The organism is Myxococcus sp. CA039A (assembly GCF_013336645.1).
Classification (GTDB): Bacteria; Myxococcota; Myxococcia; order Myxococcales; family Myxococcaceae; genus Myxococcus; species Myxococcus llanfairpwllgwyngyllgogerychwyrndrobwllllantysiliogogogochensis.
Genome location: NZ_JABUMQ010000272.1, coordinates 1 through 15735, shown reverse-complemented (window position 1 = coordinate 15735; position 15735 = coordinate 1). Strand labels below are relative to the sequence as shown.

Below are 15735 nucleotides of genomic sequence, written 5' to 3'. Positions count from 1 at the left end.
GGTCCTCTCCGCCCAGCGCGAGCAGCACCGTGTCCCCCACGTCCGGCAGCAGCATCAGCCCCTTGCCGGAGCCGCCGCCCGCCGCCAGCACCTGCATCCAGTCCGTCTCCACGCCCCCATACGAAGGCAGCGTCGCCCGCACGCGGCCGCGCCCATCCGGGTCATCCACCCGGCTCACCATGCCCAGCGTCACCGCGGACGCCCGCGCCCGGGGCCTTCGCGCGGGAGGCTCGGAGGACAGCTCCGAGACGAAGCCCTGTCTGGCATCGATGCGGTGCGTGACGCTGGTGAGCACGTAGCGCCCCGCCACCAGCGAGTCCACGCCCGCCACGTCCACGCGCGCGCCGGGCCGCAGCCTCGCGTCGCCCTCGGCAAGGCCGGTGAGCACCACCTCGCGCGCGCCCCGGTGGTCCAGCTCCGCCTGCGCCGCGGACTCGACGTGGGGGATGCCCTCCGCCGCCTCATCCACCAACGAGCGACGCGACTCGCCACCCACGCGCTCCGGCGAGACTCCCGCCTCCACGTCCCGTCCCACCCGGGGCACATCCGCGCGACCCGCGTGGGCCTCCGCGCGCAACACGTCCCAACCCTCGGCGGACACCTCGCGACAGGCCGCGTCGCCATTGACCTCGATGGAGGCCTCCAGCAGCGACTCGCCCAACCGCAGCGACACGGGCGTGCCCTCACCCTCCAGCGTCACCAGTCGCAGCGTGTCGCCGTGGAGGATGGGGAACAGCCCGCAGCGGTCCGCGTACTCCACCAGCAGCTCCAAATCTGACTGGCCATGCTGGATGAGGTAGCGCCACAGCGGCCCGGACGACGCGGCCTTCACGGAGAGCCCCAGTCCAGAGACGAGCTCTTTCGCCAGGTCCTCCAGCGTCACCTGGACGTGCGCGCGCACCGGCTGCCGCTTGCGCAGGCGGTGCAGGACGTCATAGCCGCGCACCCGCACCTCGCGCGCGCCGCCTCGCGCATGCGAGAACTCGACGGCCGTCACCTCCCCCAGGAAGAGGTCCTCCAGCGACGACGAGGCCGCGACGCGCAGCGAGGTCCCCGGAGGAAGACCGGAGGTCGCCAGGACGCCGCGCGGGTCGGTGAAGGTCAGCTCGCACTGCGTGGGCAGCGCCAGTCGCTGCGACACCTGGATGGACGCAAGCGAGCGCAAATCCCCCGTCGGCAGCGGCGCGCCGTCCACCTCGATGCGCAGCTCGGGCAGCCCTCGCAACTGGCTCACATCACCCTCCGGAGCGCTTCGGGCGTGGGCAGGCGCAGCACCTGTCCGGCGGGAATGCGCGAGGGGTCGGAGATGCCGTTGAGCGCGGCGATGAGGCGCCACATCGACGGGTCGCCGTAGCGCTGGTGCGCGATTTCATCCAGGCGCTGCCCGGAGGCCGGCGTGCCGTCGTCCCCCTCTTCGGCCCCGAGCACCGTGTGGGCCTCGTAGTCCTCAGGCGTCAGGGCGGCTTCCACGGCGTCCGCGTCTGGCGGCTCGCCACGCTCCACCGGCTCCCTGAGGCCCGTCTCGTCCTCCACGCGCACCAGGCGCAGGCGCAGCCACGAGCGACGCGGCGCCCCCGTCGCCGTGAAGTGCTCCAGTCGCTCCGCGACGGCGGCCACCACGCCCAGGAAGTTGAGCCGCTTGCCCCACACCATGCGCGCCAGCGAGGGGCGCATGCCGCCGTCCTCTCGCAGGCCGTTCTCCGCCAGGCGCCACAAAGGCTCGGTGAGCTCCCGCACGTCCTCCGTCTCCAGGGTGGAGCCGGAGAGCGAGACATCGAAGAGCAGGTCCAACGTCATCTCGGTGGTGCCGCCACCGGTGAAGAGCAGCGGGTCGTCTCCGGGCCCACCCCACGGCAGCGAGCCTCCCAGCGCGCGCCTCGGGCGCAGCCCCGCCTCTCGACGCACGACGAGCGTCTCCGGGTTGAGCAGACACCCGATGCGCTCACCGCCGGGCTCGATGAGGAAGGCCACGCGCTCCATCACTCACCCCGCTGCTCGCGCTCGAGCCGGCGCAGCCGCGTCCAGAGCCGGAGCTCCTGGGCGACGTCCGGAGATTCCGGGGCCAGGGCGGACGGAAGCTCCGGCCAGGAAGCCGCGTCGGCCGTGGCCGATTCCTCGGGCGCACCCGGTGGCTCCTCCCTCACGGGGGTGGCGAAGCGCGCCGTCGAAGCCTCCTCCTGCTCCCGTGCGCTCGCGCCGCGCCTCCCGTCCTCCTCTGCCTCCGTCCAGGTGCGGGGAGCGAACGGGGGTGTGCGCTCCAGCGACACGTCCCGCTGCACCGCCGGGCGCGCCTCCTCCTGGAGTTCGGCCTGACGTCGACGTGGCCCCCACGGCTCGCCGGTGAACCGGGGCGTTGCGCGCCGAGGCGCCGGGGGCGCCGCCTTCACGGGGGCGCCTTGCAGCCCCAGCGCCTGGGACGCGGAGATGCCTTGGGGATATCCCGAAGCGCACAGGTTCCGCTCGCGGTCCTCTTCCCGCAGGGGCGGCACGCACACCTCCGAGGGCGACGCGGGAGTGGAGGCCACCATCACCGGGTTGGCGAAGGCCGGTCCTCCATGCATCAACGACGGGGTGGGGGTGATGGCCACCTCGGCCAGGAGCCGCCCCGCGTCCATGGGAACGGGCGTCGGAGGCGATGGCGCAGCGAAGGGATTCGGCATCGACAGGGGCGACACCTTCGAGGCGTGTCGAGGCGCCTCGCGAGGAACACCCACGGGCCCCTGCCGCCCGGGCGTCTCGGAGCCCCCTTCACCGCGCGCCGACGCGGAGGGCCCCTTCTCCGAGGGCGCTTGCGCGGCGGGACGGTGCGAGACCCGCTCGGGGCCGGCTGACGGACGCGCGGCGTCGCGTCTGGGCGGAGGAGCCAATGACGGAGCACTCGCGGAGGAAGGCGCGGCGCTCGACGATGCCGAGAGCAACATCCGCGCGCGGAACGAGAGGTGGGCGTCACTCACCGGCAGCGGTGCCTCCGCTTCCGGAAGCCCCTCGACGAGATGGGGCGCGACCTTCCGCACCCGGGCCACCCAGTCCGCGGGAGGCCCCCCGGTGCGCCGCGCCTGGATATCGCGGAGCCAGTGCTCCGGAGCCCCCAGCCCCACCGCGGGCGCCGTCACGGTGGCGGGCGCGGCGGGGACACGGGCAACCTCGGCGCCGTCCGGGCTCGCGTCGGCACGTGGGGCGTCCAGCGACACGCGCGCCTGGGCGAGCGCCGCGGCGAAGTCGCTCTCCTCCTCGGAGAGCACGGACTCCGCCCACGCCTTCATCTTCCGAGCGACGGCACGCAGCCACGCGCCGGGCACGGGTCTGCGCGTGGGCTCAGCCACGGGTGATGGACTCGAAGACGAGGGTGAGTGAGTCGATGGCGATCTGCTGGCCGAGCGCATCCAGCGGCGCCGCCCGCCACTTCTTCGGCCACGCCTCATTGAGGTTCCAGCGCAGCTTCTCCGTCACCCCATCCATGTCCAGGAGCAGGACCGACACGTTCTTGCGCTGGGGCACGCCGTTCATCGACGCGAGGAACCAGTTCCACAGCTCGGGTGACACGGTGACGCCGTAGCGCAGCGTCATGTCGCCGTGCGTGACGGGCCCCGCCAGCCTGCGCGTCACCGGGCCCGCTCCGCCCTCGCGGTAGTGCAGCGCGGTGACTTCGACCTCCAGCCCGGTGCACTGGGTGAAGTGTCCCTCGTTCACTCCGTCGATGAGCAGCTTGAAGTTGTACGCACGGAACGGGTCCGCGAGCGCGCCGGGCTGGGCGCCCGCTTCCTGCTCCGGGGGGGCTGCCTCGGGGGCCTTGGCCTCAGCCATTCGACACCTCCTCCACTTCCGCCCCGCCCGCGTGCTGGCCGATGCGGAAGATGATGAACTCCGCCGGCTTCACCGGCGCCAGACCGATGACCGCGATGACCTGGCCGGCGTCGATGGTCTCCTGCGTGTTCGTCTGTTCGTCGCACTGCACGAAGAACGCCTCTTCCTTGGTGCGTCCCATCAGCGCGCCGTCGCGCCACAGACGCAGCAGGAAGGCGCTCACGTCGCGGTGGATGGACTTCCACAGCGTGGGGTCATTCGGCTCGAACACCGTCCAGTTGGTGCCCAGCGCGATGGACTCCTCCACGAAGTTGAAGAGCCGGCGCACGTTGACGTAGCGCCACTCGCTGGCGGCGTCCGCCACCGTGCGCGCGCCCCACACGCGGATGCCGCCGCGCGGGAAGTAGCGGATGCAGTTGACGCCCACCTGGTTGAGCTCGCCCTGCTCCTCGGGCGTCACGTCGCGCACCAGCCGCATGGCGCCGCGCACCACCTCATTGGCGGGGGCCTTGTGCACGCCTCGCGTGACGTCCGTGCGCGCGTAGATGCCAGCGATGTGCCCGGAGGGCGGCACGTTGACCATGGCCTTGCCGTCGCCGAGCGGGTCCGGCGTGGAGAACCACGGGTAGTAGAAGGCGCCGTAGCCCTGGTCGGAGAAGCGGCAGCGCAGGCCGGGGCCTTCCGCGCCGGTGGAGACCTTGGTGAGCCGCTCCACCTCCTCCACGTCCTCGGGCGCGTCCAGGATGGCGATGCGGTCCCGCATCTTCTCGCAGTGGGACAAGAGCGCATCCCAGGCCGCCGCGTCCGTGAAGCCGGGCGCGGCCACCATGGCCACCTCGCTGACCTCTTCGAGCACCGCCACGCCCTGACGCTTGCGCGCGTCGCCGATGACGCTCTCGCTGTCGCCGATGTTGACGATGAAGCAGCGCCGGCCGCCGTTCTCGAAGAAGCCGTACACGGCGCGGGCCAGGGAGGTGCCCGGAGAGCCGGGGGGCGCGAACTCCTTCACGAACTGCGCCCAGCCATTGACGGGCACCGCCTCATGGAGCCGAGCATCCCTGGCGGGCGCCCGGCCAACGAAGGCCGCGGTGGTGGTGCCCACGCCCTGGATGGAGCGTGTCCCACTGGGAACCTCCTCCACATAGACGCCGGGCGTCAGGTAGTTCGGCACGTCAGTCCTCCTTCAGCGGCAAGCGAATGAGCAGCGGTTGGGGCTCGGAGGCGAGCGCCTCCGGACCCAGCGCGAGCAACTCCCCCTTCGCTCGCACCTCCAGCCGCCCCAGCGTGGCCACTGGCGGCACGCGGGGAAAACGAAAGCAGCCCTTGTCGTCCGTGCGCGTGGCCAGGCTCAGCCCGGGCAATTCCACCAGCGCGCCCGGAATGGGCACGTCACCGGGACCGACGACACAGCCCAGCAGCGCCTCGGCGGGCACCGCCTGGGTGACGATGGGGAAGCGCACCCGGTGGACCACGGGTTGCGGACGCTCGCGTCGCACGGGCAGGCGCAGCCGGAAGCCGGGACGCGGGGGGATGCGCAGCCCCGCCCAGACACTGGCGGGCACGGGGGTGAGGTCCACCTCGAACTCGGCTTCCTCCATGGCCGCGAAGACCAGCTCCCCGAGCAGCCGGTGGGCGAGTTCAGGCGACTCGGCGCCCACGGTGACGAGGTAGCAGACGGAAATCTGGAGCGGCACGCGGCGTCCGCCTCTCGCGGGAGGCGCGGGCCCCAGCTCCAAGAGGTACAGGCACACGCCGCGCTCGACGGCGTCGCGGTCCGGCACGCCCAGGTACACGGGTGCGTCGCCGGAGATGCGGCCTGCCCACGACTTCAATCGCAGATCGACTTCGTCGATCATCCGGTCCCCCCCGAAGGCCCTGGGCCGGCGCTCAGCTTCCTGCATCGCCAGTGACGTCCGGGCTCGCAAGGTCGCATCGGCTGCGGGGAACGGTAACTGGTCCGAAGGATGGAGCCGCCGTCGCGGTCCCAACACGCCCTCTCCAACAACACGCGCTTCGTCGGACGGAACACACAGCCAACGCGAACTCGTGAACCGAACGGGTGGGCTCCCCGCACACCTCCACCGTGAGAGGCCCCGGTGGACGCTCATGTCCGTGAAGAAATCCACGCATGCGGGGCCACCAGGAGATGGCGCGGGAGCGTTATCTTCGCGACCCTTCGCCGAGCCTCCATGCCCCGACTGTTCTGTCTTCCCCTCCTCCTCCTCGTCACCGTCGCCCAGGCCCAGCCTCGCGACTTCGCCGCTCCCACCTCCGCGGCCCCCGACGTCCTGGCCCAGGCCATGCCCGCCCTCGCGAGGCAGGTGCTGGCGCAGTACCCGGAGCAGGACGCCGACACGCGCCTGGGACACGTGTTCCGACTCCAGCTCGTAGCGGGAGACTTCGCGGGCGCGCTCGAGTCCATTCGAGCCCTGCGGCCCTTGCGCGAGATGAAGTCGCCCGTGAAGGGCATCACCTTCCTTCAATACGAGGCCCACTCGCGGGCGAAGCTCGAACAGGCGACCCACGGGACGCCGTATGCACAGGCGCTGAGCACGGCCTTCCAACAGACATTCGGCGCCTTGGATGACCGGGCGGCCTTCCAGGCCACGGGCATGTTCCGGTTCGACCTGGAGCGCGCGCGGAGAGAGCTGGAGGCCGGGGTCGAGGACGCGCGGAAGTCAGGCCGCGTCTCGCTGGCCCAGGCCCTGGAGCTGGTGCGGCTGTACCAGGTGCACCAGTCCTTCCAGGAGCTGCTCCCCCAGGCCGACGCCCTGTGGGCCGAGGACGACGCGCGTCGCTACGTCATCGAGCGAGACCTCCTGGTGCGCACGCCGGATGGCGCCTCGGTGTCCGTCATCGTGGCGCGGCCCCGGAAGGCGTCAGGGCCGTTGCCCACGGCGATGTCCTTCACCATCTACGCCCAGGACGACAACGTTCGCGAGGCCGTGCGCTCGGCGGCGAATGGCTTCGCGGGCGTGACGGCGAACACGCGCGGCAAGCGAGGCAGTCCCCAGGCCCCCGTACCCTTCGAGCACGACGGCGCCGACGCCACCGCCGTCATCGACTGGGTGAGCCGTCAGCCGTGGAGCGATGGTCAGGTCGGCATGTTCGGCGGCAGCTATGAAGGCTTCACCCAGTGGGCGGCGGCGAAGCACGGGCACCCGGCGTTGAAGACCATCATGCCGTCGGTCCCGGTCGCGCCGGGCATCGATGTGCCGATGCAGGGCAACGTCTTCCAGAGCTTCTTCTACAAGTGGCCGCGCTACGTCACGCTCGACAAGGGGCTGGCGGACGCGGACTACTTCGATGGCGCGCGGTGGGACGCGCTCGACGAGCGCTGGTTCGCGAGCGGCGAGCCCTACCGCGCGCTGGAGCGGCTGGATGGCCGTCCCAATCCCTTCTACCAGCGCTGGCTGAAGCACCCGGGCTACGACGGCTACTGGCGGAAGATGATTCCGTATCGCGAGGAGTTCGCGCGCATCCGCATCCCTGTCCTCACCACCACGGGCTACTACGACGGCTGCTCGCTGAGCGCGATGTATTACCTCACCGAGCACCTCAAGTACGCGAAGGACGCGAACCACACGTTCGTCATCGGGCCGTATGACCATGTCGGCGCGCAGCGCGTCTCCAGCGATGAGCTGATGGGCTACCGCATCGACCCCGTCGCCCGGCTCGACGTGATGGAGCTGCGCTACCAGTGGTTGAACCACGTGCTGCGCAAGGGGCCCCGGCCCGAGCTGCTCAAGGACCGCATCAACCACCAGGTGATGGGCACGAACACGTGGAAGCACGCGCCGGGTCTCCAGGCCTTGAGCAATGCCTCGCTGGAGCTGTACCTGGACCCCGCGCCCTCGGGTGACGCGCACCGGCTGGCCCTCAAGCCGCCCGCGCCGGGCACGGTGCTCCGTCAGCGCGTGGACCTGAAGGACCGCTCGGAGGGAAGACACTCCGAGCCCGCGCGCATCGTCGACACCACCATGGACGCGCGCAACGGTTTCACCTTCGTCAGCGAGCCGCTCGATGCGCCCGTGGAGGTCAGCGGCCTGTTCTCAGGGCAGCTCGACTTCATCACCAACAAGAAGGACTTCGACTTCAACGTGGTGCTCTTCGAGCGCACCAAGGGGGGTGAGTACTTCTACCTGTCGTACGTGCTGGCGCGTGCCAGCTACGTCGCGGACCGCGCCCAGCGACGACTGCTCACGCCGGGCAAGCCCCAGCGCCTGACGTTCCAGAGCGGCAGGATGACCAGCCGCAAGCTCGAAGCGGGGAGCCAGGTCGTCATCGTGCTCGCCATCAACAAGCAGGCGCAGTCACAGGTCAACTACGGCACCGGCAAGGACGTCAGCAGCGAGTCCATCGCCGACGCGAAGGTTCCGCTCGACATCACCTGGCTCGGTGGAAGCCGCATCACCCTGCCCCTATGGCGGGAGCCTCCGGCCCCCTGAGCCGACTTCTGCCTCCCGACACAGGCGGACGGCGTCAGAGCGCGTGACAGACCTTGGGCTGGAGCGGCGTGGTCAGGAGCACGCCTTCCGGCAAGGCCGTCGCGGCCTTCCACGTCGTCACATTCGCGGGCACCAGCCGCGCCTCCTTGTCGACCTGGATGATGAGGCCACCATCCGGCAGCGACATCAGCGAGGCGCCGCCCGACCCTTCGTGGATGCGCACGCGCTTGTTGTCGCGAGCGACGCGTTCCACGACATGGCGCAGGATGCTCGTCGGCTCCGGCGTCGAGGCATCGCACCAGGACTCCACGGACGACACCCAGACCGCATCACCCACCGTCACCGCCTGGAGGAAGGGGTGCTTCGCGGGCACGGTGTCGTGCGGGATGCTCCGCTGCGTCGACTGCTCGACGAGTTTCCCCCCGTCCCTCATCCAGCCGTCGGGGAACCCGATGAGCACCGAGCCCTCGGAGACCAGTTCACCCTGGGCCGACACGGAACGATTGCGATGACCGCTCTCAGTGGCCACGTCACGCCACCCACTGAACTGGGGTTGTGTGGGATTGGTCTGGTCACCGTTCTGGACGCGGAAGGCCCACTTGCCTCGGACTTCGCTCCACTGGAGCGCCTGGGGGCCGCGATAGTCCGGAGTGGGGCTCCGCACGGGAGTCATCGGGCTCCCTGTGACGGCATCACGGACGCTTACCTCCAGGTCCGTGAGCATCGACGTCAGGCCCAACCCCAGTGCCCCTCGGACCAGCAGCACACTCGCGCGGTCGGTCGACAGGCGCGCGGTGATGGCGCCGGGCTCCAGCGGTCCCGCCGGCACGAAGCGGCCCTGCTTGGGCAGATAGACGCCCGCACGGAGCACCGCGGGAGGCGGCGTCGTGAACGCTCCCGAGTCGTCGCCCTCCTCGCTCCGTGGCGCCGCGGGCTTCCACCACACCACGGGAAGGCCCTGTGTCAGCGCGGTCCGCCAGGAAGCCTCGAGCCGAGGCAGCCGCGCGGCCAACGCCCGTCCCGGCTCGCTGTCACGCAGCGGCGCGAGCCCCGGGTCCGTCGCCCAGAGGGAGACAAAGCGCGGCAGGTCCGCCTGGAGGAGCGCTTCGATGTCCCGTGCCGCCGCAATGAAGTCCTTGCGTCCGACAGCCGCGCGCACGGGCTGCAGCGCCGACTCCGTGTCCTGGAGGGCCTGCGCGGGGTTCACACCGAGCAGCGCCGGGCCCGCTGGGGATGGAGAGGACGGGGCGGAGGATGAGGTCCCCCCGGTTTGTGAAGGCACCGCACCCGTGGTCGCGCCGGCAAGCGACGTCCCCACGGTTCGCGGCTGAACCACTGGCGCCGACGTGGACGGCGCGGTGCCAGGCGTCGCCACCGAGGTCCGCTGCTGAAGCCCTGGCGTCGTCGAGGACGATTCCGCGGCGACCGCCTGCCGACAGGCACCGGTCAGCAGCGGCAACACCGCCACCATCCACCCCAGCGCCAGACGCCACGCCATGCCCTCCCACAGACGACCCGCCCCTCGCGAAACCACACTCACCCGACGCCCCATGGACGACCTCCCTCGACTCCAGAGCGACTCGGGATTGCGCCGGGCCTCCGGCACGGAACCACTCGCCGTGACGGACCCCACTCGGGGCGTTGTCGTTCCTGGCTCGCGCTCATGGGGACCATCTTGTCACCGACCTCAAGGCGCGTGCAGGTGGAGGCGCATCTGCCCCAGCTCCGCCTGGAGCGTCGCGAACCCGGGCGTGACGGCCGTCAACTGCGCGTCCGTGGCGGCCGTCGCCGCGAGCAGCCGCGTCAGCCACTCCCGGCTGTTGGCCGTCGCGTCCACCTGGGGGCGGGTCGCACCGTCGGCGTCCTGCAACATCTCCATCTCCACCGAGCCCACGCCCTCGCGGTTGTTCAGATACGTCACCACGCGCCGCACCGTCTGGATGAACTCGTACCAGGCCGCCACCGTGGTTCCGTTACCAGGGCGGACATCCACCGCGTTCCCCGCGAGGTGCCGTCCCGCCCGAGCGCTCAGCGCGTTGACCTCCACCGCCACATGGCTCAGCAGCACCGTGACGCCGTGCTGGCGGTCGTTGATCATCTCCAGGGCATCCAGCAGGCGCATCCGGAAGCGCGTCGTCTGCTGCGGCGCCGCGGCCAGCGCCGTCAAATCACAGAGCCGGTCCACCGTGACTTCGTAGAGGTTGTCGTTCCACCGGACCTCCGCGTACCCCTGGGGCGGCGCCACGGAGGGGACGGGGTTCACGAAGCGCACCACGTACCCGTTCTCCACGGCGATGGTGCTCGTCACCTGTCCACGCGTCTTGTCCTGGGAGCGGAGAATCTGCTCGTGCCGCGCGACGCGCTCGTTCATCCACTGCATGAACACGAGCGGGTGCAGGTGCCAGACATGCGAGTCGCCCAGGAAGGGCCCGATGACGGCCTCGGTGGCGACGCCCTGCATGTCCGTGTGGAAGCATAGAGGCCGGATGTTCGCCTCCCACTGCTCGTTGGTGAGCGCCTGCGTCAGCGCCACCTCGACGGCCGGCTGCCCCACGACGATGGTCTGCGTGAGCTGCTCACGCGTCTGCAGGCTCCACTCGCTGCGGAAGCGCACGGCCACCTGGCGCAAGTCGCTCACCGCCGTGCGGACATCAACCTGGGTGATGGGCGGATAACCCCGCCCCTGGAGCCAGTCATCCAGCGCGGGCAAATCACAGACCAGGTCCTCCGTGGTGTCCTCCATCCGGTTGGCCGCATCCACCCACGGGCTGTCGGCGAACCGGGACACATCCGCGGTGGTGAAGACCTCCACATGCACCGTGGGCCCATACACGGGCCCGGTGGCATCCATCCCGGTGATGTACGTGCCCGAGTGGCCCACCAGGTCACTGAGCAGCACGGTCTGGTCGGGATAGAAGATGTCGCCGTTGTCGGGCGCCTGGTCCGTCGGATGGTCGATGAAGTAGTGATTGAGCCAGTCCGGATGCGCCGCGTAGTCGACCACCGCGGCCCCCGCGTCGCTGCGCGCAATCACCTGCGGTCGCAGGTGCATGTAGAGCGAATAGACGGTCTCCGTGGAGTCCGCCCCGTAGTCGATTTCCCCCTCGCGGTTCGCGTCCTCGCGCACGTGCACTTCATGACGCACGAGCACGAAGCAGCGGCTGTAGCGAGGCTCGACTCCCTGCACCAGCCCGTTGACGACCCGCGCGGCGACGATGCGGCCGTTGGCCATGGCATAGACGGGCCGCGCGTTCTCCCCCGAGGGGAGGTGGATGCCGCCGTGCCACAAACGATTGAGGCCCACCGGGAAGTAGCCGCCGCCCGTGCCCTCGCATTCGGTGAAGTAGTCCACGCGACGGCTTGCGACGTTGTACGCCGTCATCGCGATGTAGTCGGCGGAGCGCGCCGTCTCGAGGTAGTTCAGCGCCCGCGTCGTGTCGTCCAGGTTGACGGGGTACCACCACTCGTCGCTGACGCCGCGCTTGAGCCGGTAGAAGTCCATGGACGCGCCCGGGTCCGAGCGGTCCGCCTGGATGTTGTTGTGCCCGATGATTCCCTGGAAGGAGCGCACCCGCTCCTTGTTCTGGAGCACCGCGGGCGTGTTGAGCTCGATGAGGTCCTGAACGTCAATCCAGGGTTGCTCGACGCCGGTGGCCGGATGCAGCAGGAAGGCCTTGGGAATGCGATTCATCTCGCACATGCACTTCGCCCACTTCACCAGCGTCTGGTACTGCTCCTCGGTGAAGAGCACGTCCAGCGGGTACGTGGCGCGGTTGTCATTGCGCTCGTCGTCGAACGTCGCGACCTTGATGTAGTAGTAGGAGCGGCTGGCGCTGGTACTCTGGAGCACCGTCCCGCCATTGATTTTGCCCAGCTTGTACCGGCGCGTGCCGCCCGTCTTCGAGCCCGGATGGGTGCTGTAATTACACTCGTCCGGGAAGGTCGTCACGGTCTGGAAGTCGATGCCGGGATAGCCATTGACGCTGTAGAGCGCGGGGCCCTGCTGAATCTTGCCGAAGCGCGCCAGCTCCACGCCGATGGACGTGAGGTTGACGAAGCTGTACTGCCCGGAGAAGTCGGGCGCACCGCCCACGTGGTTGGTGCGGACAATCATCTCCTCGCACTGGAACAGCGTCCCATCCAGGTCGATGTTGAAGGTGGCGCCGTACCAGTCCGTGGCGGGCGCCTGCCAGTTCCCCGCCACCCAGCCGTGGGTGTAGTGCAGGGTGATGGTCCGCGTGACGTTCCGGTGGCGCGTCGCCGCGTTCCAGGCCGGAGTGCTGGTGGGCGGCTGCTGGTCTCCCACCGCGGTCAACACATCGGTACGTCCGTAGAGTCTCAGGACTTCCGGAACGGGCATGATGGCTCCACGCGAGCTGAAGGCAGGACGGCCGCCTCAGACAGAGAAGAAGAAGGTGTGGCGCGGGGTGATGGGCAGATAGCTGCGCTGGTAGCCGCCCTGGGCCCCGTAGAGTTGCGCGCCCGGAGGACTCTGGCGCGAGAAGTCCGGCGGCGGCTCCTCGAAGAAGACCAGTTCCACGCGTCGGTTGACCTGGGAGCGAAGGTTGTCCTGGCCCTGGCCTTCGATGGGCCAGTCCTCGCCGCACCCGAGCACCGCGGGCGTGGCGAAGCTCAGCGCACCCCGCGCGGCTTTCAGGTCCACGCGGCCCGCGACATACGTCTCATAGAGTTGGAAGACGGCCTTCCAATCCTCCACGCCCGGCGCGCGGGAGTCCGGCGGCTTCGAGCCGTGCGCGGCCTCCACGGCCTTGCGGAACGCCTCGAGCGCCGCCGTGGTGCGCTTGCCGTGCTGGCCATCGATGCCACCCGGATCGCAGTTCCAGCCGTACTCGTCCGCCACCCAGGTGAGGACCGTCTGGTAGTCCTGCACCGTGTGCTCGGCGCACGAGGAGGCCCAGCCCGCCTTGTCGCCCGTCAGGAAGTCATGGACGTTCTGCGCGCGGGCCTTCGACAAGGCGCGGTTGGAGCCATCCCCTCCGACGCTGTCGGTGTGCCCTGCGACAAGCAGCGTCTGCTTCTTCTCCAGCGCATACTCGAGCGCGCGGATGACACACGTCAGTCCGCCCGTGTGGCCCTCGCGCCAGTTCTCGCGCGCGTGAGGCGCGGGCAGCAGCACGGCGCTGCCGGAGTGGAAGTTGAGGTCGTCCAACTCCACCACGACGGCCGCGCGACGCTTGAGGACCAGGGTGTGGGCTTCGCCCGTGGGCAATCCGAGGCCCGATGTGAGTTTCCGCGCGGTGACCTTGCTGTGAGACATCCTCGCCCCCCCCCGGACCGCTGTTGTTGGAAGTTGAACTCTAATCGTTCCTTCACCGCGCGTGCGAGTCCCTCCAGCAAGAAGTCGACGCGCGCGGGTGGCTCGCGCCTGCCTGCCCCGCATGACGCGGCAGCGCTCCGCTCCACCGAGAATCCTCGCGCCAGGAACCCAGGGCTTTCCGCGCCTCGGCCGTGAGGGCTCATCATTTTCATCCCCGCGACTTCCGTTTCCGCGCTCGCCGCCGAATGATGCTCGCCGGGCCGGACATCCTTCGTGGAACAGCACATGACGATGGCAACACCTTCGACGAGACGACGTGCGGCATCCCTCCGACGACATGGCACGGCCCTGGCCTGCCTCGTGGCGGTGGCCACCGGGGCCGCCGCCCACGCGCAGGAGGAGACGGCGGGCGCGGAGCCCTACCGACTGGGACTGCTGGTGGATGCGGGCGCGCCCCACGGCATCGGCGTGTCCGCGGTCTTCAAGCCCCTGCCCTGGCTGCGGCTGCAAGCAGGTCCCACCACCAACACGCTGAGCCTGGGGTTTCGGGGCGGCCTCAGCCTCCTTCCGATGCAGACGTTCATCTCCCCCTCCATCAACGTGGAGGGCGGACACTACTTCGGCTCCGACTACAACGACGTGGTGGACTGGCTCGGCGCCACGCCCACGTCGGCGACGTCCGCCATCCGCGACATCAGCTACGACTACGTCGCCGGCAGCGTGGGGCTCGAAATCGGCGCCGCCAACCGGTTCAACTTCTTCCTGCACCTGGGCCTGAGCTACGTGCGCATGGGCGTGGACGACGCGAGCGCGCTCATCGAAGACGCCACGGACGAGTCGGACATCACCGCGCGAAACCTCACCGTGCGCGCCACCATCCCCTCCGTGAAGGTGGGATTCCTCTTCTATTTCTTCTGAGTCTGGAGACACACCATGCGAACGAATTCCTTCCGCGCCCTGGTGCTCTCCACCTGTGCGCTCGTCGCCACCGGCTGCGACTCGCTCTTCTTCATCGAGGCGGAGGCCGAGGAGATCTGCAAGGCCGAGCCCGACGTCGACTTCCCCGCGGCCTTCCCCGGCACCCTCAGCATCGAGCACTCGATGGAGTTCCCGCTGGGTGACTTCGACGAGGTGCTCCCCCAGGACACCGACGTGGAGACGGAGCTGCGGCTCAAGGGCTTCGAGGTGACGTCCAGCACGGACCTGAGTGGCATCGAGCGCGCCAGCGTCTCCGTGGTCCGCCCGGGCACCAGCGAGAGCATCCTCATTGGCGAGTACCGCCGCACCAACACGTCGCCCACGCAGTCCATCCGGCTCACCGGCAGCGGCGCGGTGAACCTGCTGGACATGGCCCGCGAGGACGCGCTCGAGCTGACCTTCGAGGCGCGGGGCTCGCTGCCCACGCGCGACTGGAACGCGAGAATCGAGGCGTGCGCGGGCGTGCGTGCCAAGGCGAACTACTTCGACCTCGTCTTCTAACCCCGCGTCACGGGTGCGCGGGGGACGCGGACGTCAGGCGCTCCCCCGTGCCCATGGGCACCGGCGCCGTGGAGGCCGAGGGCTGCACGCCCAGGTACTCGCGCCGCGTGCCCAGCAGGTTGTCGAAGAACGGGTGCGTCACGCACCAGTTCGCGTTCTGGTCCGAGCCCAGGTGGTGGTCGTAGTGCCAGGGCAGGTGCTCCCGGGCCCACTGGGGGTCCAGGTGCGCGCGGCGGTGGACGCGGTAGTAGTTCACCGCGCACGCCCACACGGTGCCCACGAAGAAGGGGGCCACCGGGAACAGCGGCGCGTGCGCCAGGGCGACGGCGGCCAGCCCCAGGAGCTCCTTCGTCTGCGCGGACCAGGTCCACAGCGAGCGCAGGTACTGGTCATCCAGCATGTCGTGCTTGCGGGACGCCTGGTGGTGCTCGTGCCAGTGGAAGCCCCAGAAGCTTCCCCGGTGTCGACCCAGGCCATGCAGCACGTACTTGTGCAGCGCCCATTCGCCAAAATTGGAGTACGCCCAGCCCAGAGGGATGCCGATCATCGTCGCTCTCCAGCGGGGCGCCCGGCCGACTCCCCGCCCTCAATATCATGACTATTTGGTCACTCTTTTTCTATCACGCAATGAGTCGGAGCGCACGATGGTGAGCCGCGACGGCACGAAGGCCAGGGGCGTGGAGGCGGACAAGCGGCCGGGGCGGCCGGGGGGCCCGAGGGAGACGG

The 15735-nt window shown here is 69.8% G+C and carries 13 protein-coding genes; 3 read left to right on the top strand and 10 right to left on the bottom strand.

The annotated features are described in order from the left end of the window. The 6 genes from HR086_RS34670 to HR086_RS34645 all read right to left on the bottom strand — a co-directional run. The coding region (locus tag HR086_RS34670; RefSeq protein WP_174467775.1) for a phage baseplate assembly protein V at window positions 1–1234 on the bottom strand (1234 nt) is incomplete at its 3' end. Then, on the bottom strand, window positions 1231–1980 hold the full coding sequence (locus HR086_RS34665; protein ID WP_174467776.1) for a LysM peptidoglycan-binding domain-containing protein: 750 nt from the start codon (window positions 1978–1980) through the stop codon (window positions 1231–1233). The genes HR086_RS34665 and HR086_RS34670, both read right to left, overlap by 4 nt. Then, window positions 1980–3323: a hypothetical protein gene (locus tag HR086_RS34660; protein WP_174467774.1), complete on the bottom strand. Its 1344-nt coding sequence runs from the start codon at window positions 3321–3323 to the stop codon at window positions 1980–1982. Before HR086_RS34660 ends, HR086_RS34665 begins: the two co-directional genes overlap by 1 nt. After that, window positions 3316–3804, bottom strand: coding sequence for a phage tail protein (locus HR086_RS34655; protein ID WP_141645052.1), 489 nt, complete (start codon window positions 3802–3804; stop codon window positions 3316–3318). The genes HR086_RS34660 and HR086_RS34655 overlap by 8 nt, the downstream gene beginning before the upstream one ends. Further along, window positions 3797–4975 carry a phage tail sheath family protein gene (locus tag HR086_RS34650; protein WP_141645051.1) on the bottom strand — a complete coding sequence of 393 codons (1179 nt, stop codon included), beginning with the start codon at window positions 4973–4975 and terminating at the stop codon, window positions 3797–3799. The genes HR086_RS34655 and HR086_RS34650 overlap by 8 nt, the downstream gene beginning before the upstream one ends. A gap of 1 nt (window position 4976) precedes the next feature. Beyond that, window positions 4977–5660 carry a carboxypeptidase-like regulatory domain-containing protein gene (locus HR086_RS34645; RefSeq protein WP_141645050.1) on the bottom strand — a complete coding sequence of 228 codons (684 nt, stop codon included), beginning with the start codon at window positions 5658–5660 and terminating at the stop codon, window positions 4977–4979. Window positions 5661–5993: 333 nt separating this feature from the next. Between HR086_RS34645 and HR086_RS34640 the strand changes: the two genes are divergently transcribed. Next, the gene (locus HR086_RS34640; RefSeq protein WP_174467773.1) at window positions 5994–8252 is read left to right on the top strand and encodes a CocE/NonD family hydrolase; all 2259 of its coding nucleotides are present in this window, start codon (window positions 5994–5996) and stop codon (window positions 8250–8252) included. A 34-nt stretch (window positions 8253–8286) separates the two neighbouring features. Here the strand turns inward: HR086_RS34640 and HR086_RS34635 are convergent, their stop codons facing one another. The 3 genes from HR086_RS34635 to HR086_RS34625 form a co-directional block, all read right to left on the bottom strand. Next, window positions 8287–9750: a hypothetical protein gene (locus HR086_RS34635; RefSeq protein ID WP_174467772.1), complete on the bottom strand. Its 1464-nt coding sequence runs from the start codon at window positions 9748–9750 to the stop codon at window positions 8287–8289. A gap of 189 nt (window positions 9751–9939) precedes the next feature. Further along, window positions 9940–12612 carry an N-acetylmuramoyl-L-alanine amidase gene (locus HR086_RS34630; RefSeq protein ID WP_174467771.1) on the bottom strand — a complete coding sequence of 891 codons (2673 nt, stop codon included), beginning with the start codon at window positions 12610–12612 and terminating at the stop codon, window positions 9940–9942. A 36-nt stretch (window positions 12613–12648) separates the two neighbouring features. Beyond that, a complete protein-coding gene (locus tag HR086_RS34625; RefSeq protein ID WP_174467770.1) occupies window positions 12649–13530 on the bottom strand; it encodes an OmpA family protein in 882 nt (293 codons plus the stop codon). 285 nt (window positions 13531–13815) lie between these two features. Here HR086_RS34625 and HR086_RS34620 point away from each other — a divergent pair, with 285 nt between their 5' ends. Both HR086_RS34620 and HR086_RS34615 read left to right on the top strand, forming a co-directional pair. After that, window positions 13816–14448, top strand: coding sequence for a hypothetical protein (locus HR086_RS34620; RefSeq protein WP_141645040.1), 633 nt, complete (start codon window positions 13816–13818; stop codon window positions 14446–14448). Between the two features lie 15 nt (window positions 14449–14463). After that, window positions 14464–15009, top strand: a complete 546-nt coding sequence (locus HR086_RS34615; RefSeq protein ID WP_174467769.1) for a hypothetical protein — start codon at window positions 14464–14466, stop codon at window positions 15007–15009. A 7-nt stretch (window positions 15010–15016) separates the two neighbouring features. On the opposite strand, the gene HR086_RS34610 is transcribed toward HR086_RS34615, so the two are convergent. Beyond that, window positions 15017–15556, bottom strand: a complete 540-nt coding sequence (locus HR086_RS34610) for a hypothetical protein (RefSeq protein ID WP_254614155.1) — start codon at window positions 15554–15556, stop codon at window positions 15017–15019. Window positions 15557–15735 lie beyond the last annotated feature (179 nt).